The organism is Nitrosomonas sp. sh817 (assembly GCF_030908545.1).
Classification (GTDB): domain Bacteria; phylum Pseudomonadota; class Gammaproteobacteria; order Burkholderiales; family Nitrosomonadaceae; genus Nitrosomonas.
On record NZ_CP133083.1, the window covers coordinates 1071879 to 1096195 of the forward strand.

The following is a 24317-nucleotide window of genomic DNA, read 5'->3' on the forward strand; positions in this document are numbered from 1 at the left end:
GTGAGTGATTGAAGATTATAAGGTTTTCAAGTATTCAATGATGGCAAATGCGCCTTCCTTATCGTTCGACCAATTAAGGCGGTAGGTTTTTTTGCCTTCCACGATGTCTTTATCATGTCCTTTATTGCTCAGCGCCGGGATGGCATTAGCCTGGAACGGATAGCCTTCTGGCTGCATGGCGGTTTGTTGCGGTTCCCAGGCAAAGCCGAGCAGTTTTGCATCGTAATCGAGACGGCTTTTGACAAAGCTGGCCGGGCGTTCGTCCGGCACCAGCAGATGGTAGACCGTCGGTACCGTGCCGTTGTGCAAATACGGCGCTTGCGCCCATACGCCGCTCAACGGCCGGGCGTTGTAGCCGTGGTGTTCGTTGTTCGGCGACATCAGCAAATCTTTTTTGCCGGCCATCGAAACGCCGTCGAATTCGGCGCAGGGTTTGACATCCTTGCCTTCTAACTGCACCGTGGTGTCGGGCGAACAACTGTCATACAACTCCTTGCGCGCCGCATAGTTCAGCAGCGCGCCGACTACATAAGCGCGTTTCATGCTGGTGCCGAGGTTGTCATAAACTTTCCCGTTTTTCGGCTGGTGGCAATCGGCGCAGTGTTCGGCGAATAAGGCTTGTCCCTTCTTAGCAAGTGCAACGTCAACCGCGAACGGATACGGGCTTGCCGGTAAACCGTTAAGCAGCTCTGAGGCGAAAGCCGCGACGCGCACATCGGTTTGCTCCAGCCCGAGCGTTAGCATGGCAATCAGATTGCGGTACACCGGAATCGGTACGTTGCCGTTCCATTGCCCGCCGCCGTTGATCAGCCGCTTATGGTTTTCATCCCAACTGGCGCGGCGCTTGTCCTGCTCCCATACCGACATGAAATCGGTAATGCCGGGTTCCGGCGGCAGTGAAAGTCCGGCAAACCATTTTAGAATCGGGCTCTTGCGTGCACCGATATAACCGTTGACCGCGCTCAACCCGGTGGCGTCGGCCATGCCGGGAAAGCCGGCCAGCATCGATTGCTCGAAGCCGGCATAGTTTTTAGCGATCAAGGCTCCGAAACCGTCGTATTCGGCTTCGACGCGCTGCGCGAATTGCTTGATCGTTTGCTCGGCATTTTTCTTGAACAAGGCGATCTGGGCAGCTTCATAATTCGCATCAAAATGCCGGGTGGCGGATTGGAAGTTGTTGTAAAAATAATGCGGATTCTGTTGATGCACTTCATCCAAAGCCGCCAGCAGTTTTTGCGTCAGTGCTTGATATTTGTCGTCGCCGGTTTTGCCGCCGTAAGCTTGTTGCAAGGTTTGGTAGAGCTTGACGCGGAATGACACGATGTTGAAAGTGGTATTCACGCCGCCGTCGAGATAATCGATCTGACCGTTTTCCAGCCGCACCCGGCCGATATGACAAGCGCCGCAGGTAAACGACGCGTAGTCGATATTGCTGTTGGCATCGACACGCGATAAGCCGCTAAAGCCGATACCGCGCGCAACCGGATACGCGGGTTGCCGCTCGTCGATGAACAAGCCTACCGCGTCGAGAAAGTTTTCAGCGCTGCCCCAGAGCTCCGGCGCTAGCTTCGGTATGAGTTTCAACGCGATATAAGGGATGCCATCGGTTTCGCTGAACGCAAAATTGCCGAACCAGTCGTACGCAACCTGGTGCGATTGCAGATAAGCCGATTTTTCCTGAGTTTTGTCGCGGAATGCTTGCACCCAATCGTCCGGAACGGCTTTTACATACGCGGGCGGCGGCGGTGCTTCCAGGGGATGGGAAATACAGGCGGATAAGATAAGGGCGGACAAAGCAACGCAGGCGATTTTCATAGCTTTCCTTTATTGATGGGATCGTTGAGGTAATGCAAATGATCGGATTGACGCTGTTTATCAGGCCGTTGAAGAGCTATCTGCGTTGCCGCTACGGTGTTAAAAACAAGCTCAAAATGCTCATTTATACCGCATAAACTGCGCCTTTCCGCCTGTTTTTGCCTTGTATCGGCTGCCTCGAAAACGTTTTTCAACCGCCTGTTACGGAAGAAATTGTAGCACAGCGACGATTTGCGCCCTATTGATCGCAACGTTGCGGTAAAGCGCCAAAACAAAAACCCGCCGAAGCGGGTCTTTATTTGGCTACTTCGAGTTGATCAGCTTAAACCGTTAAACCGATCGGTTTGGTATTGCGGCGGTAGGTGAAGCTCAATAATGCCAATCCGGCGAGCAGCATCAAATACGTTTCAGGTTCCGGGACCGGCAAAGCAACCGTTTCTATCCTCGGCGGCATAAACATTACCGGCTCGGTCAAGTCGGTCAGTTTCAGGTAATCGATGCCATAAAAATCACTGGAATTGTTGCGGTCGATGGTGATAATCAGCTCACCGGTAGCATTGATCGAATTAAGCACCGCATCGTTCAGCACGAAAGAGTGAACCGCAGTTTTTGTGTAACCATCGTCGAATGCGAAGTCCTGAGAAATACCGTTAAACGCCGCGGCAACGGCGCCAAATTCGGAAGCCTGAAAATCCGCCAAATCGATTTCCAGTTTACCGGATGCCCAGTGCGTGCCTAATCCGCTGAAATGGAATGTGGCGACGGTTTCCAATCCATGCGGGCTAAAACCTGGGTGCGTGGTGCTGTAGGTATCGGTATATTGCGCGCCGTCCGTCGCAAGTTTTTCCGTGGCGCTGCGGCCATCATGATCGGCGCTGAAGCCGTCAAAGGTGTGCGAGCAGTTATCGCAAACAGCCGCACCGTAACCGTCGTTATCACCGATTTGATAAATAGCCGCCGCAGTAGCGGGACCGCTGGTTAAAGCGAGTAAAGCAAGTATCGATACGATACGCATAATGAAATCTCCAATAAGACATATAGATATTTTTATTTCACCGGCCCGGCGGGTGACTGGTTTCTGCCATAATGTCTTCCAAGGCGTTGCATTGACCAGTTACACAAAGGGCGGTGAAATTGCCTTTTACAGCTTTAATAAATCGTGTTGCTTTGCTGCTTATTGTTATGAATGCTGTCTAAAAAATGGATGCTTAAACAGTTGTGTGTACGATATGCTGAAAGCGGACTTGGTGGAATGGGAAATTATTCCTTTTTTTACTAGTACTTAGTTACTATCGTTTAAGTAAAATAGCAGGACACGCGCCAGTGCGAATGTCCTGGAAATCAAGCTGACACAATTCTCTGATTGTCATGATGCGTTTGCTGCTGCAAAAAATATTTATCGTTATTACAGCCACTTACAGTGTCTTGTGCGCCGGGCAGGTTGTCCCGCTGCAAACGCCGCTGGAAGCGGCGCGCTATGCCAGAATCAGCACGTCGAGTGAAATAAGCGGTTATCTTCATGCGCTGGCCGGACGGTATCCGATGCTGACGCGCGTGGAATTGGCCGGCAACAGCGTTCAAAACCGTCCGATCGAAGTGATCCGGTTTTCCGCGCCGCGCCGTGACCATACCGTAAAGCGGCTAACGGTCATGATCGCCGGTTCGCAACACGGCGCCGCAGAACCTGCGGGGGGTGAAGCGATGCTGATGATCGCAAGGGAGCTGGCGGACGGATATCTGCGGCCGTTGCTGGAGGAAATGGATGTGATTTTGCTGCCCAATGCCAATCCCGACGGGCGTGATTTGGGGCGGCGGTCGAATGCCAACCGCGTCAATATCAACACCGATTTCGTATTGCTTACGCAACCTGAAACCCGCGCGCTGAAGGAAGCGGTGGAACGGTATGCGCCGCACGTATTGCTCGATTCGCATGAATCGGCGGTATTAAAGCGCGAATCGCTCGCCAAGGACGGCTATTTGACCGATTTCGACGCGCAATTCGAAATCAGTAACAATCCGGCGGTACCCGCGGCGCTGCGGGATTATGCCTTGAATATTTTCTTGTCGGCGTTAACCGCCCGGGTATCGGATGGCGGACTACCGGCGCGCCGCTACATCGGGGAGATCACCAGTATCCAACAGCCGGTCACCAATGGCGGATTGACATTGCGCAATTTCCGCAATGCCGCCGCCATGACCGGCGTGTTGTCGCTGCTGGTCGAAACCAAGCTGGATTCGCGCGAAGCAGTGCATCCGACGTACCGCAATATCGCGCAGCGGGTGGCGCGGCAGCTGTTATGTTTGCATTCGCTGCTGACGCTGGCGCATGAGCGGCGCGCCGAAATTCTGGCGCAGACGGCACTGGCGCGCGCTATGCTGCATCAGGAGCCGTTAACGTTATACGCCGGTTATGCGCTGAATCCAGCGCAACCGCAAAAATCGATTGTAATGCGGCGGCTGGATACCGGAGAACTCGAGCCGCGAGTGTTTCCCGATCATCGCCTGCAGATCAATGCCGATGCGGCCGCTTTTCCGCGAATGCTGGTGATTACCCGTCATCAAGATGTCATCCGTTCAGTGCTTGAGCGTCATCGCATCGATTACCGCCGCTTGCTGCATCCGTCGGAGCAGCAAGTGACTGCAATGCGTGTCAATGTACCTGCCAATAGCCTGGTGCGTGCCGGGTTGCTGGCGGAGATGCAAAAGACTTTGACGATTGATCGCGGCAGCCTGCTCATCGACTTGCTTCAGCCAAACGGACGTACCGCCGCATTGCTGCTGGATCCACGTTCAATCAGCAGTATTTTTCGTTATCCCGAATACGCAGGATTGGTGGAACCGGAAGAAGAATTTTTTATTTACCGCACCTTCGAGGAAGTTCTGGTAAGTCAGCCATGAAGTGGATTAAAACACCGTTGGAGCAAAACGGTTTCCAACGCTATTCGAGTTCGGATGAGATTGCCGGTTTTTTGCATACGCTAGCCGCAACTGCCGGGCGTTTTGCCCGGCTCGATCGCATCGGTTATTCAGCGCATGGCCGGGAGATTCTCGCTGTGTGTTGCAGCGCTCATTCCGAAAATCCGGGCATGGCTTTGCAGAAATTACGGGTCATGCTGGTCGGTTCGCAACACGGCGCTTCGGAAGCGGCTGGTTGCGAAGCCCTGTTGCATTTGGCGCGAGCCATACTCACGGGCGAATTGCAGCATCTGCTGGAGAAATTTGAATTCATCATTATTCCGAACGCCAACCCGGATGGCCGCGAGCGGGATTCCAGCAAGAACGGCAACGACGTCAACATCAATCGCGATTTTGTTTTGTTGTCGCAACCCGAGAGCTGCGCGTTGGATACTGCGGTGTTGCGCTATCAGCCTGCGGTGGTGCTGGATATGCATGAATCCGCCGTGTTGAAGCGCAAAACCCTCGGAGTCGAAGGTTATCTGACCGATTTCGAGGCGCAATTCGACATCGCAAGTCATCCGGCAATTTCAGAAAATTTGCAAAACTATGCCGAATCACAACTGCTGCCGGCATTGATCGCAGCGGTTGAGACACGCGGCCTGCGCGCCCAGCGTTACATCCGCGAGATCACTTCAACGAAGCAACCGGTCACGCATGGCGATCTGACGATGCGCATCTTCCGTAACAAAGCCGGATTGCGAGGCGCGTTGGCTATTTTGCTGGAAACACCGATGGAGCCGAAAGCCGATCATCATCCGACATTTCGCAATATTGCGGTTCGAATGGAGAAGCAATGGTGTTGCTTGCAAGCGTTGTTACAGGTATTGCAGTCGCAACAACCGGCGATTCTGTCAGCCGTCGCGCGCGCAACGCAGCTTCCGCCGCAGGGGAATATAGCGCTCAACGGTTTTTACGTGCCCAGAAACGAATCGCCGGTAACACGGATCAATCTGCGCCGGCGCGATACGCGCGAGATCGAATCCATCGAGTTTGCCGATCATCGCGCCATTGCGGCGCACGATTTTTTGCAGTTGCCCAAGGCATATATCGTGCAAGCGCACACTGACGTTTTCGCGGAGTTGTTCGAACGGCATCGCATCCCGTTCGATACGGTTACGGAACCGTTCGAGGCGGTCCTGGAAAGCGATGTTTTCGCGTACGGCGATTCCTCGGAACGCATCCTCCGGGTACTGGATACATCCCGCGATCGTGCCGTGGTCATGCCCGGTCATCTGTATGTCCCATTACTGCCGGATACCGCACGGCTGCTGCCGCTATTGCTGGATCCGCGCTCCAGCAGCAGCGTATTCCAGTATCCGCAATTCACGCAACTGATTACCGTGCATCAGCCGTTTTTCATTGCGCGGACACCGGATCAAGACCGGTAAGTCTATGCGGTAAATCTGATCGGCAGTGTGACAAAAGTCACATTAAGCCGGTCGGCATGACGATAAACTTTAAGCCTCGTTCATTATCCGGAACTGGCAGGTCGGCCTAATAAATCATGAATTACCGATCAATCATGAGAAAACTCAGACTCTTACTCATCGGTGAAACAATACGGAAAAACAACCGCTATGCCACGGCAACTGTGGCTGTCAGCGCGGGATATATCTACCGGAAGACCGGTGAAACCATCAACAAGCACCTAGGGACTGTCGAAACCGATACCAATGGCTATGTATCGTTTGACCTGTTCAGCGCATTGCCTGACGAGCAAGAAATCGAATTACGCCATTTGTGGCTTGAGCTTGCCGGAGATTGCGAGGGTAAACGGGATATTCTGTACGAATACCGCGCAGCGCAGACTACCAATTTGCTGCTCATTCATGTTCCTGAATCGATTTGGCATTCACCCTCCGTGCTGGAGGCATAAGCCGGAAAAAAACGATGGAAAAGCGGTTGGAAGAAAAGCGCCTGGATTTGATAGAATAAGCGCACTATCGATGAGGTGCGCATGATGAAAAATAAATTGTTTTTGATGGTTACAGTGTTACTGGCATTCTCGCTGACTGCTTGCGCCTGGGTAAAAGTAACGGGAAAAGGCGAGGGCGTGCGTGTGCTGCAATCCGCTCAATCGCTCGAATCTTGCAAGAAGCTGGGCAATGCGAATTCCAAGGTGATCAGCCAGTTCATTTTTGACCGAGACGCCGAGAAAGTTGCCGGTGAGCTCGCCGATCTGGCGCGCAACGAAGCCGCGTTAATGGGTGGCGATACGATCGTTCCGGTTTCGAAAGTCATCGATGGCCGCCGCAGTTTTGCCGTGTATCAATGCTTTCAGCCTGCCCGGTAGCCGCCTGCATTCCCGGTGAGACGGCAGGCTCGCAATCGTAAGCGGCTGGTCAGGCAGTATGTTGCTGGCTAGTCGTCGCGTTGGGTGACTTCCACCAAGTGATAGCCAAACTGTGTTTTGACCGGTCCTTGCACTTCGCCGACCGGTGCGCTGAAGACCACGGTATCGAACTCCTTGACCATTTGCCCGCGGCCGAATTCGCCCAATTCGCCGCCTTGTTTGCCCGATGGGCATAGCGAATGCTGTTGCGCCAATGCGCCAAAATCAGCGCCATTTTCGATTTCCGCTTTCAGGCTGTTACATTGCTCTTCGGTTTTTACCAGAATATGACGGGCGCTGGCTCGTGCCATAGGTGCTCTCCTTAAATGTTGTGATGCAGAAAATGATGTTGACGGCTGGTTACCATCACACCGTTTGGAATGGATGGCAAGCGCAGCGCTAGGAAAGGCGGAATGTAACACAGAGCGCCGCCGCATTGCAGCTTTTTCTTTCAGCAACCGGCCGGGCGCTGGCTTACGAAGCTGCTGCCAACGCTTGCTGCAAATCTTCCAAAATATCGTCGATGTGTTCGATGCCGATGCACAGCCGGATCATGTCGGCTGTCACGCCCGCAGCGGCGAGTTCGGGGCCAGTGAGCTGGCGGTGCGTGGTCGACGCCGGGTGCGCCGCCAGCGATTTGGCATCGCCGATATTGACCAGGCGCTTGAATAATTTCAGCGCATCGTAGAATTTCACCCCGGCATCGAAACCGCCTTTGATGCCGAACGCCAGCAATGCCGATGGCCGTCCTTTCATGTATTTCTGCGCCAATGGATAATATTCCGACGACGGCAGTCCGGCATACTTGACCCACGCCACGCGCGGATGTTTATCCAGATAATGCGCAACGTTGAGCGCGTTCTCGGTATGCCGTTCCATGCGCAGCGACAAAGTTTCGATGCCTTGCAGGAAAAAGAATGCGTTCATCGGCGACATCGCCGAGCCGGTATTGCGCAACGCAACGGTCCGTACCCGTCCGATATAAGCCGCCGGACCCAATGCTTCGGTATAAATGACACCGTGATATGCCGGTTCCGGATTATTCAGCATCGGAAAACGCTGGGCATGTTCGACCCATGGAAACTTGCCGGAATCGACGATGATGCCGCCGATCGAAGTGCCGTGCCCGCCCATGTATTTGGTCAGCGAATGCACCACGATATCCGCGCCGTATTCGATCGGCTTCATCAGCACCGGTGTCGGCACGGTGTTGTCAACGATAACCGGAATGCCGTGGCCGTGCGCCATCCGCGCGATGGCTTCGAGATCCGGGATATTGCCCGCCGGATTGCCGAGCGTTTCGCAGTAAACCGCAACAGTTTTATCGTCGATCAACGGCTCCATGCTAGCGGCCCGGTCATCTTTGGCGAAGCGCACGTCGATGCCGAGTTTCGGCAGCATGTGCGCAAACAATGTATAGGTGCCGCCGTACAGCATCGGCACGCTGACGATGTTATTGCCGGCTTCGGCGATATTGATAATCGAATAATGAATCGCCGCTTGCCCGGAACTCAGCGCCAGCGCCGCCACGCCGCCTTCGAGCGCGGCAACCCGTTGCTCCAGCACGTCGTTGGTCGGATTCATGATGCGGGTGTAAATGTTGCCGGGTACCGCCAGATTGAACAAATCCGCGCCATGCTGCGCATTGTCGAATTCGTACGCCACGGTTTGATAGATGGGCACCGCAACGGCTTTAGTCGTCGGATCGGTTTGATAACCGCTGTGGATCGCGATGGTTTCGTCTTTCATGGGTGAGTCCTTTCAGAAAAAATGCCAGGCAATGCTGCGAGAGCAGGTCCGGAGGTTTTCAGGGCATCGGTCAACCGCGTTTCTCCGGCTTGTCGCTGTCTTTTACCGCGTTACAGCGGGGCCGTCAATCGGTAGTCTGGAAACGAAAGAGTCCAATATTCCTACATTCAGTCGCGATTCAGTTCAGGGGGAGCAAAATCATTCACAACATCAGAACGAGTGGGCATCGTCTGAAGGGAACAGCCAATGAATTGAACAAAAAAAGATTTTATGAGGAGAAACACCATGAACACCAGAAAAATACTGATCATTGCCGCAGTCATCGGCCTGTTGCTGTTAAGCGGATGCGTGGCCACGCCATACTACGGCGGCTCGGGCTACTATCGTACCACTGCTCAAGGTTATGGTTATCAGCCTTATGCAGCTTATGGCTACAGAAGTATTCCGCGCTACGGCATGCCGAATTACTCTATCGGCGGACGTATTCATCTCCACGGCGGCCATAAACACGGCATCGGCGGGCACCGGCATTGGGGCGGGCACAAACACTCCGGTGGTCACGGCAGAGGGCATGGAAGGCATCATTGATGTAGATGGGTTTCTTTATCGGATATCACTGGAAATACCGGTGGAGCTAGATTTGGCAGGTTAACGGCCTGTTAAGTCCAGTTGTTTGTCACTGAATAACACCATCGGTTTTCTTCGTCAATTGATGTATCACGCTTCCGCCGGTATGCTGCAGCGTCACTTGCAACGGCATTTTCCCCAATGCATGCGTGGCGCACGACAGGCAAGGATCGTAGGCGCGGACGGCAACTTCAAGATGGTTCAACAATGCTTCGGTGATTTCCTGGCCGTCGAGGTAGCGATTGGCAACAGCGCGCACCGATTCGTTCATCGCCTGGTTGTTGCTGGTGGTGGATACGATCAGATTGGCTTGGGTAACCAGACCGTCGTCATTGACATGGTAGTGATGAAACAACGTGCCGCGCGGCGCTTCGATGACACCGATGCCTTGCGGCTGATGCTCACCTTTGCTGGTCAGGAGATCTGTGCCGGTGATGTCAGTGTCAGTCAGCAGATTATGGATTGATTCGGTGCAGTGCAATAACTCGATCATACGCGCCCAGTGATAAGCCAGTGTATCGTGCACCGGGCCGCCGTTACCGGTGGCTTTGAAGCGTTGCCGTGCTGCTTCGGCGAGTGGGGTGGGAATTGCATCGCAGTTGTTGATGCGCGCCAGCGGACCGACGCGATACCAGCCGCGTTCTGTGCCCAAGCTGGAAAAGTAAGGAAATTTCAAATAACTCCACGAGCGGACTTCCTCGCTGAGCAGCCGCTGGTAATCACAATAATCGAATTGATCGTGCAACGTGCTGCCGTCGGCGGCGCGGGCGCGCAATCCGCCATGATAGAACTCCAGCTCGCCGCCGCTGCCGGTCAGACTCAAGTAATGGCTCGGAAAGGTGCCGAAATCGCGGTGTTCGGGATGCGCGGTATGGATGTGTTCGTTCAGCGCCACGGCATCCTGGCTCCATTGCAGGATATCGCCGATACCGGCAAGCAAGGCATCGCGTTCGGCGGCGGTCAATGCTTTGTTCATGCCGCCGGGTACGGTACCGGTACCGTGCACACGCTTGCCGGTAATCGCTTCGATAATTTGCTGGCCGAACTTACGTAACTTTACGCCCTTTAGCGCGATTTCCGGGTATTGTTCTAGTACCCCGGCAATATTGCGCTGCCGTGGATCGCTACCAAAGCCGAACAGAAAATCCGGCGACGACAGATGAAAAAAATGCAACGCATGCGATTGCAATATCTGGCCGAAATGTAACAAACGGCGCAGTTTCGTTGCAGTTGGCGTGAGCTGTCCGATGCCTGCAATCTGATCAACCGCTTTCGCGGCTGCCAGTTGATGGCTGACCGGACAAATGCCGCACAGCCGTTGCACGAAAAACGGTACTTCCCAGTACGGGCGGCCCTGGATGAATTTCTCGAAGCCACGGAACTCGACGATATGAAAGCGCGCTTCAACGATGTGCTGATCGTCATCGATCAGCAACGTGATTTTGCCGTGTCCTTCGACGCGCGTGACCGGATCGATGGCGATGCGGCGGGTGGTTGATGGCGCGGGGTTGTCCGGTTCCATAGAAATCAATCGTAATGCAAACGGGTGCTGGCAATGTCCGGCTGCTGTCCCGCCAGCAGTGGTTGCAGTAATTGCAAGAATGCATCCGCGGAAGGCGGGCAGCCCGGCAAAAAATAGTCAATCGCCACAATTTCGCTGACCGGATACACCTTATCAAGCAGCAATGGTAATTCGGGATCGTCCGGGATGCGCGGATGCGTCACATTGGCGCCGCGTAAATAGACTTCTTCCAAACAATCCTGCAAATCAAAGTAATTGCGCATGGCCGGCACGCCGCCGTTGATCGCGCACGCGCCGACCGCCACCAGAATTTTGCAACTGGCGCGGAACTCACGCAACACGTGCACATTTTCAGCATTGCACACGCCGCCTTCGATTAAGCCGATGTCGCAAGGGCCGCAGTGCTTGATATCGGTAAGCGGCGAACGATCGAATTCGACCTGCTCCAGCAAACCGGCCAAGCGCTCATCCATGTCGAGAAACGACATATGGCAGCCGAAACAACCGGCCAGCGAGGTGGTGGCGATTTTGAATTTGGGTTTAGTCATCGTGTATATCGCGGAGTTTACCGGCGAACCGGGATTCACTGATCCGGTAGCGATCAAACCAAAGAAAATGATCGCTTGGTACATGCGAATGATAGCATGTCGACAGGCCACTCCGCCGTGTTCATCGAACGCTTGCATGCGGATTGCATCATAACCAACCGCGGTTGTTTCCGGATGGGCGGGGGCATAGAACTTCTTGACTTAAAACATGAAACAGGCGTATAAGGATACCAGACTAAACGGCGGAAATCACACACAAGTGATTGATATAGAAAACCGGTAGTAATTGCAGCGGCCTTGTCAACAATTAAAAAATACACAAATTTTTAGGAGCTTTTTCAATGAAAAAATATTTACCTTCAAAAACGCTTGCGGCGTTTGCGTTGTTGGCTGGATCTCAATGTGTGTTCGCAAACACGGTCGTGACCCTCGGCGATCAGGATTTTCTTGATGGCGCAACGCCGACTACCGGGGCTTTTCTGACTGCCGGAGCCGGTGAACCCGCGCCGTTCGATGGTTTATTCAGCGGTTCGGATGTCACTGGTCCGAATTTCTCCGCCAGTTGGACGTTTTCGTACGGCGCAATCGCGGACACTATTACCGGCGGCAGCTTGATACTTGGGATTTATGACCACGAATCCGACGCTTCCGGAAATCAAGTGGCGTCTTTTACCGTCAACGGGGTTGATCTCACCGGCGCGCTCAATACGTTGTTCGAAGCGCACGGCGGCGCCAGCCGGGAGAATAACGTGTATACGTTGACGTTGCCGGCATCGACTTTTGCCGGATTGGCCTCGGGCACGGTGAATGTTTCCTTGTCGCTGGCAGGCCCCGGACTGGGCTTATTCGACGAGACGCCATTTAACGGCGCCGCGCTGGATTTTTCCACGCTGGATATCGCTACCGCCGTTCCGGAACCGATGACCAGCACCTTGCTTCTACTCGGAGTTCCAGCGGTATTGGCCGCAGCGCGGCGCAAGATGGCTTGATGCGGTTGCATTGTTGTAACTGAAACTTTTTCAGAGGCAAGGAGAAAATTATGCCCGATCCATTTATCGGTGAAATCAGGACTTTTGCCGGCAATTTTGCGCCCGCCGGCTGGACTTTATGCCAAGGACAATTGCTTTCAATAGCAGAAAATGAAGCATTGTTTTCGCTCATTGGAACCACCTACGGCGGCGACGGCGCGTCGACATTCGCTTTGCCAAATCTCGCCAGCCGTATTCCGCTGCATCAAGGTAGCGGACCCGGTCTGAGTCCCAGGGTGATCGGCGAGCAGAGCGGCAGCGAGACGGTTACTTTGACTGCCGGGCAATTGGCGGCTCACAATCATACCGCGGTCTGTTCCAATGCTGCGGCCAATAGCGCGAGTCCCGTCAACAGCTATTGGTCGACCGATCCCGGCGGCAATACCGGAGCGTACAGCACGACCGCCGGCAGCACCATGGCGGCAACGGCAATCGGTAACACCGGCGGCGGGCAACCGCATAACAATGTGCAACCCTATTTGGCCATCAATTACATCATCGCGCTGGAAGGCATTTATCCTTCCAGAAACTAAAGTGATTGCAATCCGGATAGCTGTTGAAAAAAGGAGATCTTTGCATGAGTGATCCATATATTGGAGAAATCCGCTCGTTTGGATTTAATTTTGCGCCGGTGGGTTGGGCGCAGTGCAATGGGCAGTTGCTGTCCATTGCCAGTAACACGGCATTATTTTCGATTCTCGGCACAACCTATGGCGGCGACGGCAAAACAACTTTTGCGCTGCCTAACCTCCAAGGCAACGTTGTGATGGGAGTCGGGCAAGGGAGCGGGCTTTCTAAGCGCGTTCTGGGACAATCCGGCGGCACGGTGACGGAGACATTGACGCTTGAACAGATTCCGGCGCATACGCATCCGGCCAACGCGCAAGCCGGAAACGGCAACAAGCCGAACCCCGCCGGAAATTTCTGGGCGCAGGATCTGGGCGGCAGCAAGGAGTACGGCGACAGCGGACCGGCGCAAATGGCGGCTGGAACCGTTACGCCTGCCGGCGGCGGACAAGCGCACAACAATTTGCAGCCGTATCTGGTGTTGAACTTCTGCATTGCGCTGCAAGGCGTTTTTCCACCCAGAAGTTGAAGCCGGACGTTTCGCAGCAAACATCGATAAAATATTGAGAGGATCGTATGGACGAACCATTTTTAGGAGAAATCCGCCCCTTTTCTTTCGGTTTTGCGCCGAAAGGCTGGGCGAGCTGTGACGGCCAACTGTTGCCAATTGCTCAAAACGCGGCGCTGTTTTCACTATTGGGTACGATGTATGGCGGCGACGGCCGCACCACGTTCGCTTTGCCGGATTTGCGCGGTCGCGCGGGAATGCACTTGAGCCCGGCGCATATTCAGGGAGAACGGGGTGGGCAAGAAGGTGTGCCGCTAACAGCCGCCCAGATTCCCCTGCACAGCCATACGGCAAACTGCAGCAATGTGGTTGGAACCCAAACCAGCCCGGCGGGAAAATTCTGGGCGCAGGATTCCGACGGCAATGTCGTGTTCAGTAATGCAGGCGGCGCAACCATGGCCGCTACCGCGATCGGCAACGCCGGCGAAAGCCAGCCGCATCCCAATATGCAACCCTACTTGGTGGTGAATTATTGCATCGCTTTACAGGGTATTTTTCCGAGCCGGAGTTAGTACCCAACTACCATCGATAAGACCGATGGTAGTTGTTTTTCTTCTAGTATTTCATGTGGCAACTTCAAGGCTTAACCCGAGAAATTGATGCTTTGAGTCATCCAAAGCCGCGTGCCGCAATCCAGAAAATAATCCGCATTTAGTCAGGCACGCGTCGGTTAGAAATCACATTTTTGATACTGTATTGAGAGATTGTCTGGAAAAGCAAGGATTTCCGATTCCGGATTTGGTCCCGTTTTGTGCAATTAAAAATGCGTGTTGCAAGTTCATAGTAAAATCTTAATATCCGCGACCCACAACTGATTCGGACGAGTGGCTACAAATTGCCGATTGACTTTGTCGGCTGGACAGGCAAGTAAGTCATCTGCGATGGTTGTCCGGCACCTCTTGCCGCGCCGGATACCTTGCATCCCGGCTTCTTCATCAACCGCTCAACGGTGCAACGGGCAAGGGCAATGCCAATGCCTTCTCGCAACAATTGTCGCCATATTTTGCGAGTACCATAAACGCAGAAATTGTCTTTCCAAACCCGTTGTATGTCGAGTTCCAATTTCATGTCACGCTTAATGCGTTCGGGCAATCGATCCGGATCCCGCTTGCGCCTTTTGTATTCATAATAATTCGACGGAGCAATCCGTATTTATCTACAGATTGGCTCGACTCCGTATGCCGCTTTGTTTCTATCGACAAATACCATCGTCATTCCGACCGGCGGTCGAGTTCGCCTGTGCGAAATAAGCCAATGCCTTACGCAATATCTCATTGGCCCGTTTGAGCTCACGATTTTCCCGTTCCAATTCCTTGAGCCGCTCACGATCCGATGTCGACAGTCCGCCTCGAATTCCCTGATCCGTCTCCGCTCTTCTTACCCATGTCCGCAACGTTTCCGCCATGCAGCCAATCTTCGACGCGATCGATTTGATTGCCGACTATTGTGATTCATGCTATTTCTGCTGCTCTAATACCAATCTAACCGCTCGTTTCCGTACTTCCAGTGAATAACTGATTTGATTCTTCATCTTCTCCTCCTCTCAAACCATTTTATCTCCGGTATAACCGGGGCGATTCATTAATAAATCCAGGTGTTTAATGTTCAGGTATTGTTCAGTTTTTAATCACTACCATTACTCGCAAAGCTTCGATTTTACGCTTGACAAATGGATGCAAGTGCTGCCTAGAGAAAGGGGGCTGTGTACAGGTTGATAAGCCGGGAAGGGGATTATGACGATTCAAAGAGGTTTAATTTTTTTACTGTTGACTGGCTTGATGACTGGGTGCGTTCACTTGCCTTCAGGACCTAGTGTGATGGTGCTACCGGGTAGTGGTAAAAATTTTGATCAATTTCGCTTGGACGAAATGGCATGCAAACAGTATGCACATGAGCAGGCTGACGGGTATGCACCACAACATGCCTCACGTTATAGTGGATTACAGAGTGCAGCGCTTGGTAGCGGCTTAGGGGCGGCAGCAGGTGCCGCAATTGGAGGCGGTCACGGAGCAGCGATAGGTGCTGGAATCGGTTTATTATTTGGTAGCTTGCTTGGGTCCAATACAGCGGCGGCATCAGGCTATGCAAGCCAGGAACGGTACGATAACAGATATATTCAGTGCATGTATGCGAAAGGACACAGAATTCCGGTGAATGGGAGGGTCATTGATAACCCATCTCTAAGAAGCTTTGCTAATAAGCAGCAGAATCTGGTTTCAGAAAATTTTATCCCTCCGTCACCCCCTGCAGGTAGTCCACCATCGCCACCAGAATGAACAACAGCAAATCGGTGGCATGATCTTGTCACAAACGATCAGCCACCGACGCCTCCCTTTACAACTTGATAAAATTGCCTTTGCTACTGTTATTTTATTAATGATGCAATTGTCTGCGTTTGAGCAGCTTATCGGTTATAAATGCAATCAACAAGAAAGTGATAATGTAAGGAATTGCTTTCAGTAATAATTCTGTGTAATTAGTCATCTGTATCCGCAAAGGATACTCGTAATGCAGTGGAGGAACCCCTTCACCCGTTACGAATAATGTATATTGTCCTTCATCCAGATTAAAATGACCTTTTATGACGCCATCGGAATGATTGGTAGAATAGATAGTTGCCACTGTTTCACTTAAAGCCTTGCCGCTACCCCTGACAATTTTGATGCCAATCGGCATATCACGAAGGGCTTGGTCGACAAGATCGAGAACCCAATAGGTTTCACCTTCTTTCGGGATCTCCGTGCAATACTCGGCTTCCGGGTCGTACTGTGGCTGATAAGTGCTAAGATGTATCATGCTGCCCGACATATTCCGCACACAAGCATCGGCTTCCAAATTGACTTTGCCATGTGCGATGGCGAATCCTGAATACAAAGTTGCAAAGAAAATAGCAACCGAAGTCCATATTTTTATGAAATGTTTCATTCTAGAAACTCCTGTACTTGTTTGGTTCTTACTCATGGCTGTTATTTTTGGTCCCCATGACCTGCGGGGAGCAGAATCATGGGAACAGTTACTACCGGTGATGAACTAATTAGATTAAGGAACAATTCTGTTGTTCAGAATTTCGCGGCTTGCACCGTTCCAGGTTACGTCAGTCAGGTTTGAGTAACGGGTGACGATTTGTGCTGCAATACCGCCCGAGAACAAGCCTGCCCAGCCCAGAATTACAAAGCCCCAGTGCAATGGCGCGCTAAACAGTTCTTCCATGAACCAGAATGCATGACCCCATTCGTTCAAACCAACGTTCGGCAGAATCATCAATGGGCCTGCAATCGCCATTACCAGCGGGAATGATGTGCCGCGGCTGTACAGTGGCAGACGGGTCATCGCGTACAGGTATGAGGCTACGCCACATACGATGTACATCGGGAATGAGCCGTAGAACACGACCACGTGACTTGGCGTGAAGCTGGTGTCACGGATGATCACTTGGTGCCAGCTTGCATCTTGTTCGGTGAAGAAGCTGCCGCCCCAGTAAACACCAAACAAGTAAACACCCAGCCACATCATCCAGTAGAAATAACGTTTGATTTCCAATTTGGTGTCCAGGTTGTCCAATTGCTCTTTGGTGTCACGGGTCTTCAGTATCCAGCCCCAGGTTACCAATGCAAACAAAGGCATCAGGGTCATGTGTACCCGCCACAGTCCCATCCATACTTTGTCAAATTCCGGTTCCATCGAGTCCATTCCGTGTGAATACGCAAATGTCCTTTGGTACCAGATCCAGAATATCGCTACCAGCAGCATGGTGCCCATGCCCAGTTTGTAGTACTTCGAGTCGTACCACAGCGACATGTCATAGCTCGCGCTCGACGCGCTACTCGTTGTGCCATATGTTGTTGCCATTTTATCCTCCATTGATTAGTTAAAAAATGATACGCACGGAATAAGGAAAAATGCGCATCATTGATTTGCGTACGTTTCAATAATTGCTTTTATACGCAATTTAGATTAGCCGATTACCATACTTTTGCAATGAGTGGATCCCCTCATTTTATATTTCAGCCGAGGAAATTTATTGATTAACCGATAAGAAATGCTGATTAACTCGCAGAGGCCGGAGGCAGATTATCAGAGGCAAGGAGGTTTGGTTTTTGGGCTTTCAAGCGTAGCGCAAAGTTGATTAAGCTATTAGGGCCACTCAAATCGAGTTTTCTGGATATGTTAACTCTATGATTTTCTACTGTTTTTTTGCTAATAAACAATTTCCTGGCTATTTGGGGGGTAGTGAGTCCTTCAGCAATTTTATCAAGTATTCGATGCTCGGATTTTGTAAGAGTATTTAATTTTTTTACCGCCGCCTCGATTAACTCATCTTTCGCAGGCTGCTGTTCGCGAATCCGGGACAGTTTCGCAATCCGTGCGTTAATGCTGTTGAGCAGTTCCTCTTTCGTAAACGGTTTGGTGAGATAGTCGTCGGCACCCATGTCCATTCCGGTACGGATATCAGATCGTGTCGATTTTGCAGTTAAAAAGATGAATGCAATCTCTGGAAATTGCAATGATGCTTTAATGTTACGATACACATCAAAACCATCCACGCCGGGTAGCATAATATCGCAGATAATGATATCGGGAGTATGTTGCAGTGCAAGTTGAATACCTTCTTCGCCAGAAGGTGCGCCAATTACACGAAAGCCATAATGTGCAATGATGCCGATTAAATTTTCACGCAGTGCTTTTTCATCTTCGATAACAAGCAGGAGAGGATTAATCACTTTACGATACGGGCAATTGAATTGTGACTGTACAGCCGTGGCCGATTTTGCTTTTGATAACCATATCGCCGCCATGAAGCCTGATCAATTTCTGAGCAATCATTAATCCAAGCCCACTTCCTGGAATAGTTTTAGCGTTTGAGGCGCGGAAAAACGATTGGAATAAGAAGGCCTGATCTCCTTCAGGGATACCGATGCCATAATCCTTGACTGCAATAACGAAAGCATTGTTTTGAAAATTGACAATCAGATCAGGCTCGGGTTTGTTCAGCGAATACTTGAATGCATTCGACACAATGTTGCGCAAAACATTTCGCAATACTATTTCATCCAAGCTGATGACATGATTCGGTGCGTTAAAACGATAATTCAATGTTCGTTGGTTTCCACTGAGTTCATTATTGGAAGCAACGAACGTGTCCATAAATTGCTTGAATGGAACATCCTGTTTCGTTAATTCGATTTTTCCTTCGTCGATTCTGCCAATATCCAGAATATTTTCCATGAGCTCGGTCATTCGGAGTGTTTCTTCCGCCATGATGGTTTTTTGCCGATGGAATAATTTAATGAATTCAGGATCAAGCCCTGCAGATTCCATTTTAAGATCCAGCAAATCGATACTGGAGCGGATAGTAGCAAGCGGAGTACGGAATTGGTGTGACGCTAAGCTAACAAATTGTGTTTTGAAACGATTCAATTCGCGCTCTTTTTCCATTGTTTTTTGTAATCGTTCCTCCGCTTGTTTAATTAAGGTGATGTCATTTTCTACGGCGACATAATTGATCAACTGGCCGACATCGTTGTATACCGCCGCAATATTGAGATAGAGCCAGATTTTTTCGCCGCTCTTGGTGTAGTTTAAAATCTCGCCGGAGAAAGTGCCGGTACTTTTAAGCGAATGCGCAATGGCTTGTATGGTTTCCTTGGAGGTCTCAGGCCCTTGAAGGAAAGCGGCGGGGTCGATTCCAATGACTTCTTCCGCTGTATAACCAAGGATTTTCTCAAAACTCTGATTAATCCAGATGATTTTTTTCTGTGGATCGGTAATCATCACGATACCGTTGGTTTTCTCGGCAACATACGCCATACGTTGCAGTTCCAGCTCATTCCTCTTTCTGGATGTGATGTCCATGCCATATCCGATGACAAATTCCGTATTGCCGGATTTATCCAACAAGGGATACAAGGTGCGCAGGCAAGTTCGTTCTATGCCCTCGCTATCGTCGAATTTTTCTTCATAGGTCACTGGCTGTTTCTGTCGCATGCAAGCATCCAATACGCTGCTGCGTTTTGATTCATCAGCAGAAATCCAACTTTCCAGTGTGTCGCACGGTTTAGCCGGAGAATTCTTTGTCAATCCATGGCATTTCAAAGCGGCGCGATTGGCATATAGATAATGGCCTTGATGGTTGAAAATTGTCAGCTCGGTAGGCAGCTCGTCGAGTATATGCCGATACGGCAGTTGTTTCTGGTCGGCTACAGCGTTCGCTGTTTTTTTAGGTGTAATCTTTTTCAAGATACCGTATAGGCCGATTAACTCGTGATGCCTGTCCAGAATCGGAAAAACAGTTGTCGTATGCCATTTGATTCTGCCATCCTTCATCTGGATCATGAAGCTTTCACTTTGTTCTTTTTTTGTGGTAATGGTCTGCGCAATCAATCGGCGCATTTTTTCTTTTTCCGCGCCCTGGTAATACTGAGTTGTTTCCAGTAACGTTGAACACTCAAAATCTCTTTCTAATTCGTAGAAATCATACAAATAGTCAGACCAGAAAACCATGTCCGTAGAAATGGAATACGACCATTCGCCGATTTCCTCGGTTCTACTCAGCAGCGATAATCTTTGCTGTTGAGAAATCAACAAATCAAAAGTCGGAAACTGTAGTTTATAGTCAAGTCTGGAATTCATTGATTTATCCCATGAATAAGATATTTATAGTGTTCGTATAGGATACTGATAGTGGTCATCCTGTGTAAAAAAGAATTATTGATGTTTTATAACATATTTTTACTATTAAAGAAAAATCGTAATAAAAATATTATGTTATTGAAAGCTTTGTAATGACTGTTTTTCTAGGATTGCATATCAACTGAACGAGCGAATCAACGAAAGCTGAGTCTAGGTGCTTATATTTGAATCAGATTTGATAGTGATTCCATGAAGAAAGGGAATATTGCGGGTTGAAGTTAAAACTTAAAACTTAAAGCATCGATTACGATGCGACAGGATTAGCTCAGTCTAAAAATAAAGCTATGTGTTAGAAGCGTCAGTAAAAATCACTGAAATATGAAGTTATGCAGTAGTATTAATATGTTGACCGAGGTGAGGAGGAAGATTTGAAGTTGTTTTATTGTCCGGGATTGCTTCAATTAACGCAAGTGCGCCAGCTGCATTAAGGTCAATCGCCTTTTTTAAAACTGCGATACCGGCGGCTTGATTACTGCTGAAATTAGCCATTTCTGTCGCTAAATTTGCTATGCCGTTAACATCCATTTTGGTTCTCCTTGTACTGGTTGCAATCATTAGCGGCATTTGGAAGTATTATTTGAGACTGGATTTTCGTGTTTGCAGCAGATTTAAAATGAAATTAGCGTTGAGTACGCATGTATTAAAGTTGCTAATCTTTTCGCAAGAACGTAGAAAAGAGTGTTCTAAAATAATCTCTCCAGCCAAAGCCCACCTTTAACGGAACGACGAGCTGAATGGCAACACCATGATCGTTCTTTCCTTCGAGATAGAGCGCATATTTTCCTGGTTCTGTGAGTTTAATCGCTTGTGTAATGACGCCTGATGGATGCCGTGTCGCCGGGATAGTTAAGATATCCAATTCTTTTTCTTGCTCATCAACGAGCTCCACCTTGACCAGTCGCTGACCCAGCTGAAAATCACGGGCTGTTTCCGGATAAAGTAGATCAATGGAGATATTCAAACTAGCCGGTTCCGGCACTCTTCCGCATTGTATGGGAACATAAGCGGAGCGAATTGAATCTTTGGGAATTTCGTAGTCGAGCGGCAGATAGTAGCCTGAATAACCAATGGTTAATGTGTTTGTTTCTATCGTACAGGCGCCGCCCCGGAAACCTTTCGGGTAAGTTTCGGAAAAATCGCCTTGCGAGCTAGTGCGATATAATGCGCTAAAGGATATGAAAGCTATGATTATTCCAAGCAAAATTGTAAGTTGCTGGCGGTGGAGTGACAATTTTGGTTTGGTTTGCATAGGGTTTCCTTCTTTATCTTATGAAATATCTAACTTTCAGAGCTAAATTGAGTCATGAATCATCGGATTGAATGTCATTCCGCACGATCAATGTCCTCCGGGTTGTCAGAGTGATGTAACATAACCGATCCCCAATGGATTAACAAGCAATCCCTCGATGAGGTGGCTATCATCAGGGCTTGTGGTTATTCGTCGAATTAGCCAGTAAGTACTGAATCGAAGGCTATCTTCAATAGCGTCATTAAGTAATGGAAATTTTTAGAACGCTGGGATTGGTCGTACCAGCTATAGTTGCGGAATTAGTTGGTTGTTATTTTCCCTATTTATATTTGAAAGAGGGAAAATCACTTTCGCTGATCCTGCCGACGGTGTTTACATCTGCATGGCGATGATGGGGTAATGGCAGATAGATACAATCCGTCCAAGTAGTCCGGATAGGGCAGGTGCCGGGTTATGTCAGGCAGGCGTAATCGTTATTATGCATAGAAAGCAATTGTTCAGATATTCTTGAAGGCATGGCACATTTAATATTATCTCGATCCCCTGCGGTGAATTTCGGTTTGCGCAACCCGAGAGCTGTTTCCATAAGCATCCGGTAATTCAATTTCATGTTAGACATTGTTTCAATTTTCTCAGCCGACGGTGTTCTTGCCAGCCAAATCCCGGGATTCCGCATGCGCCCGCAGCAGCTGGAGATGGCTAAAATCATCACAGAGGCTATCGATAACCATCAAGTTTTGGTCGCGGAAGCTGGCACCGGAACCGGGAAGACCTTGGCATACTTGGTTCCTGCTTTTCTTGCCGGTGGTAAAGTGATTATTTCAACCGGTACAAAAACATTACAGGATCAGCTGTTTAATCGAGATATTCCAATTGTTCGGGCGGCGCTTAAGATTCCCGTGACAGTTGCCTTATTGAAGGGGCGTGCGAATTATATTTGCCTGTATCATCTGGAAAGAAGTCTGCAGGACACACACCTCAGTTTTATTAATCGCGACGAAATTCAATATCTGCAATTGATCGAACGTTATGCGAAAAACAGCAAACATGGGGACCGAAGCGGACTTAACGCAGTGCCGGACAATGCAGCAATCTGGCAGCAAGTTACATCGACTCGCGATAGCTGTCTTGGGTCCGAATGTCCCGATTATAAGAAGTGTTTTGTGATGGAAGCGCGAAAACAGGCGCTGGCTGCTGATATTGTGGTGGTTAACCACCACTTGTTTTTTGCGGATGTGATGTTGCGTGATGAAGGATTGTCCGAATTGTTGCCGGCTTGCAATACGGTTATTTTTGACGAAGCACACCAGTTGCCGGAAACCGCCAGTTTGTTCTTTGGGGAATCTATCAGCACCGGACAATTATTGGATCTTGCGCGTGATACCAAAGCCGAAACGATTCAAGCTGCAGCGGATTTTGTGCCGCTGACGGATGCAATCGTTGCTATGGAAAAAGCTGTTCGTGATTTGCGGCTGACGATCACAGCGGATAACGTCCGCTTATCGTTTGCAATGGTTATGCAATCTCCTGATTTCGATGATGCATCGAGCCGTTTGCTTGAGAAGTTGACGCTATTGACCCGATTGCTTGAAGATCAAGCGGAGCGATCGGAGGGATTGGAAAATTGCCGGCAGCGTGCGGCCAGCCATTTATATCTGATTCAGCGCTGGCATGATGAAACTGACATGCAAGGGTATGTGCGTTGGATCGAGGTTTACCATCAGGCAATGCAATTGCACGCAACGCCGCTTTCAATCGCGGAAATTTTCCAGAAACAAATGATGAGTTCATTACGTACCTGGATTTTTACTTCGGCGACACTGTCGGTCAAAAAGGATTTTGCGCATTTTAATCGCGAAATGGGATTGAACGACGTACAAACCGCTCATTGGGAGAGCCCATTTAATTTTGCTGAACAAGCATTACTGTACGTGCCGCTTGGGTTGCCGGAGCCGCATCACAAATCCTATACCGAGCAGGTGGTGCAAGCGGCACTGCCGGTACTGCGGGCAAGCCGGGGGCGTGCTTTTTTTCTTTGCACAAGTTTGCGTGCGATGCAGCGCATCAGTGAATTGTTGCAAGCGTGCGCTGATTTTGACTTTCCGATATTGCTGCAGGGACAGGGTTCGCGTTCCTACATGCTAGAACGTTTCCGTGAGTTGAAAAATGCGGTGCTCATTGGCAGTCAATCTTTTTGGGAAGGCGTGGATGTCCGGGGTGAAGCATTATCGCTGGTTATCATCGACAAGTTGCCTTTTGCCCCGCCGGATGACCCGGTGTTATCAGCTCGCATCGAGAAAATTAATCGTGAGGGTCACAATGCTTTTTGGGAGTATCAATTACCCCGTGCGGTCATTAACCTCAAACAAGGCGCCGGCCGGTTGATTCGGGATGAAACGGACCGGGGGGTGTTGATGATCTGTGATCCTCGTCTCGCAACCAAGGCTTACGGCAAGTATATTTGGCAAAGCTTGCCGCCAATGAAACGGACTCGAGAGTTAGAAGAAGTCAAGCGATTCTTTGAAAGTTACTAAACACTAATCTTAATAAATTATTGAATTATCAGTTGGTTTCTAATCGATGGCGCAATACCCAATGCTGAAGAAAAATTTTTTACTCACGATATTTTCCCTTTTCACAGGGTTGATAATTCTGATTCCCATT

At 50.2% G+C, this 24317-nt stretch carries 25 protein-coding genes and 1 other annotated feature; of the genes, 11 read left to right on the top strand and 14 right to left on the bottom strand.

All coding sequences use genetic code 11. The features are described from left to right. Positions 1-15: 15 nt before the first annotated feature. Positions 16-1815, bottom strand: coding sequence for a c-type cytochrome (locus tag RBH92_RS05035; RefSeq protein ID WP_307933540.1), 1800 nt, complete (start codon positions 1813-1815; stop codon positions 16-18). A gap of 322 nt (positions 1816-2137) precedes the next feature. Beyond that, positions 2138-2830: a PEP-CTERM sorting domain-containing protein gene (locus tag RBH92_RS05040; RefSeq protein WP_307933541.1), complete on the bottom strand. Its 693-nt coding sequence runs from the start codon at positions 2828-2830 to the stop codon at positions 2138-2140. A 353-nt stretch (positions 2831-3183) separates the two neighbouring features. On the opposite strand from RBH92_RS05040, the gene RBH92_RS05045 reads away from it, so the two are divergent. From RBH92_RS05045 to RBH92_RS05060, 4 genes are all read left to right on the top strand, one after another. Further along, positions 3184-4713: a M14 family metallopeptidase gene (locus RBH92_RS05045; RefSeq protein WP_307933542.1), complete on the top strand. Its 1530-nt coding sequence runs from the start codon at positions 3184-3186 to the stop codon at positions 4711-4713. Further along, positions 4710-6161 carry a M14 family zinc carboxypeptidase gene (locus RBH92_RS05050; protein WP_307933543.1) on the top strand — a complete coding sequence of 484 codons (1452 nt, stop codon included), beginning with the start codon at positions 4710-4712 and terminating at the stop codon, positions 6159-6161. Before RBH92_RS05045 ends, RBH92_RS05050 begins: the two co-directional genes overlap by 4 nt. A 116-nt stretch (positions 6162-6277) precedes the next feature. Next, entirely contained in the window at positions 6278-6649 is a 372-nt protein-coding gene (locus RBH92_RS05055; RefSeq protein ID WP_307933544.1) for a hypothetical protein, read from the top strand. A gap of 81 nt (positions 6650-6730) precedes the next feature. Next, positions 6731-7066 carry a DUF4156 domain-containing protein gene (locus tag RBH92_RS05060; protein WP_307933545.1) on the top strand — a complete coding sequence of 112 codons (336 nt, stop codon included), beginning with the start codon at positions 6731-6733 and terminating at the stop codon, positions 7064-7066. Between the two features lie 68 nt (positions 7067-7134). Here the strand turns inward: RBH92_RS05060 and RBH92_RS05065 are convergent, their stop codons facing one another. Beyond that, positions 7135-7416 (bottom strand): peptidylprolyl isomerase, encoded by a 282-nt coding sequence (locus tag RBH92_RS05065; protein ID WP_307933546.1) that lies wholly within the window; start codon positions 7414-7416, stop codon positions 7135-7137. A gap of 163 nt (positions 7417-7579) precedes the next feature. Then, a complete protein-coding gene (locus RBH92_RS05070; protein ID WP_307933547.1) occupies positions 7580-8854 on the bottom strand; it encodes an O-acetylhomoserine aminocarboxypropyltransferase/cysteine synthase family protein in 1275 nt (424 codons plus the stop codon). Between the two features lie 285 nt (positions 8855-9139). Here RBH92_RS05070 and RBH92_RS05075 point away from each other — a divergent pair, with 285 nt between their 5' ends. After that, positions 9140-9442 carry a hypothetical protein gene (locus tag RBH92_RS05075; protein WP_307933548.1) on the top strand — a complete coding sequence of 101 codons (303 nt, stop codon included), beginning with the start codon at positions 9140-9142 and terminating at the stop codon, positions 9440-9442. Between the two features lie 88 nt (positions 9443-9530). Here RBH92_RS05075 and RBH92_RS05080 read toward each other — a convergent pair whose 3' ends face one another. Further along, positions 9531-11003, bottom strand: a complete 1473-nt coding sequence (locus RBH92_RS05080) for a Ni/Fe hydrogenase subunit alpha (RefSeq protein ID WP_307933549.1) — start codon at positions 11001-11003, stop codon at positions 9531-9533. A gap of 5 nt (positions 11004-11008) precedes the next feature. Further along, entirely contained in the window at positions 11009-11689 is a 681-nt protein-coding gene (locus RBH92_RS05085; RefSeq protein WP_489685166.1) for an NADH-quinone oxidoreductase subunit B family protein, read from the bottom strand. Between the two features lie 203 nt (positions 11690-11892). Here RBH92_RS05085 and RBH92_RS05090 point away from each other — a divergent pair, with 203 nt between their 5' ends. Genes RBH92_RS05090 through RBH92_RS05105 form a run of 4 tightly spaced genes read left to right on the top strand, consistent with a single transcriptional unit; the run spans position 11893 to position 14226 of the window. Continuing rightward, complete coding sequence (locus RBH92_RS05090) at positions 11893-12540, top strand: hypothetical protein (RefSeq protein WP_307933550.1); 648 nt, start codon at positions 11893-11895, stop codon at positions 12538-12540. 50 nt (positions 12541-12590) lie between these two features. Continuing rightward, a complete protein-coding gene (locus RBH92_RS05095) occupies positions 12591-13112 on the top strand; it encodes a phage tail protein (RefSeq protein WP_307933551.1) in 522 nt (173 codons plus the stop codon). 44 nt (positions 13113-13156) lie between these two features. Further along, complete coding sequence (locus tag RBH92_RS05100; protein ID WP_292923437.1) at positions 13157-13675, top strand: phage tail protein; 519 nt, start codon at positions 13157-13159, stop codon at positions 13673-13675. Between the two features lie 47 nt (positions 13676-13722). Continuing rightward, a complete protein-coding gene (locus RBH92_RS05105) occupies positions 13723-14226 on the top strand; it encodes a phage tail protein (RefSeq protein ID WP_307933552.1) in 504 nt (167 codons plus the stop codon). A 316-nt stretch (positions 14227-14542) separates the two neighbouring features. On the opposite strand, the gene RBH92_RS05110 is transcribed toward RBH92_RS05105, so the two are convergent. Both RBH92_RS05110 and RBH92_RS05115 read right to left on the bottom strand, forming a co-directional pair. Continuing rightward, a complete protein-coding gene (locus RBH92_RS05110) occupies positions 14543-14806 on the bottom strand; it encodes an IS3 family transposase (protein WP_307933553.1) in 264 nt (87 codons plus the stop codon). Positions 14807-14851: 45 nt separating this feature from the next. Continuing rightward, positions 14852-14967 (bottom strand) — a sequence feature (AL1L pseudoknot). Beyond that, positions 14907-15119 (bottom strand): transposase, encoded by a 213-nt coding sequence (locus tag RBH92_RS05115; RefSeq protein WP_307933554.1) that lies wholly within the window; start codon positions 15117-15119, stop codon positions 14907-14909. It overlaps the preceding feature by 61 nt. Before the next feature lie 328 nt (positions 15120-15447). Between RBH92_RS05115 and RBH92_RS05120 the strand changes: the two genes are divergently transcribed. Next, positions 15448-15990: a glycine zipper family protein gene (locus tag RBH92_RS05120; protein ID WP_307933555.1), complete on the top strand. Its 543-nt coding sequence runs from the start codon at positions 15448-15450 to the stop codon at positions 15988-15990. A 97-nt stretch (positions 15991-16087) separates the two neighbouring features. Here the strand turns inward: RBH92_RS05120 and RBH92_RS05125 are convergent, their stop codons facing one another. From RBH92_RS05125 to RBH92_RS05150, 6 genes are all read right to left on the bottom strand, one after another. Then, complete coding sequence (locus tag RBH92_RS05125; RefSeq protein ID WP_307933556.1) at positions 16088-16639, bottom strand: hypothetical protein; 552 nt, start codon at positions 16637-16639, stop codon at positions 16088-16090. Positions 16640-16753: 114 nt separating this feature from the next. Next, on the bottom strand, positions 16754-17563 hold the full coding sequence (locus RBH92_RS05130) for a methane monooxygenase/ammonia monooxygenase subunit C (protein ID WP_307932433.1): 810 nt from the start codon (positions 17561-17563) through the stop codon (positions 16754-16756). A 197-nt stretch (positions 17564-17760) separates the two neighbouring features. Next, entirely contained in the window at positions 17761-18510 is a 750-nt protein-coding gene (locus RBH92_RS05135) for a response regulator transcription factor (RefSeq protein ID WP_307933557.1), read from the bottom strand. Continuing rightward, on the bottom strand, positions 18437-20344 hold the full coding sequence (locus RBH92_RS05140; RefSeq protein ID WP_307933558.1) for a sensor histidine kinase: 1908 nt from the start codon (positions 20342-20344) through the stop codon (positions 18437-18439). The genes RBH92_RS05135 and RBH92_RS05140 overlap by 74 nt, the downstream gene beginning before the upstream one ends. Before the next feature lie 384 nt (positions 20345-20728). Beyond that, positions 20729-20929: a YjfB family protein gene (locus RBH92_RS05145; RefSeq protein WP_307933559.1), complete on the bottom strand. Its 201-nt coding sequence runs from the start codon at positions 20927-20929 to the stop codon at positions 20729-20731. A 124-nt stretch (positions 20930-21053) separates the two neighbouring features. Beyond that, entirely contained in the window at positions 21054-21653 is a 600-nt protein-coding gene (locus RBH92_RS05150; protein ID WP_307933560.1) for a hypothetical protein, read from the bottom strand. A 608-nt stretch (positions 21654-22261) separates the two neighbouring features. Between RBH92_RS05150 and yoaA the strand changes: the two genes are divergently transcribed. Continuing rightward, a complete protein-coding gene (gene yoaA / locus RBH92_RS05155) occupies positions 22262-24187 on the top strand; it encodes a DNA repair helicase YoaA (protein WP_307933561.1) in 1926 nt (641 codons plus the stop codon). Positions 24188-24317: the final 130 nt, after the last annotated feature.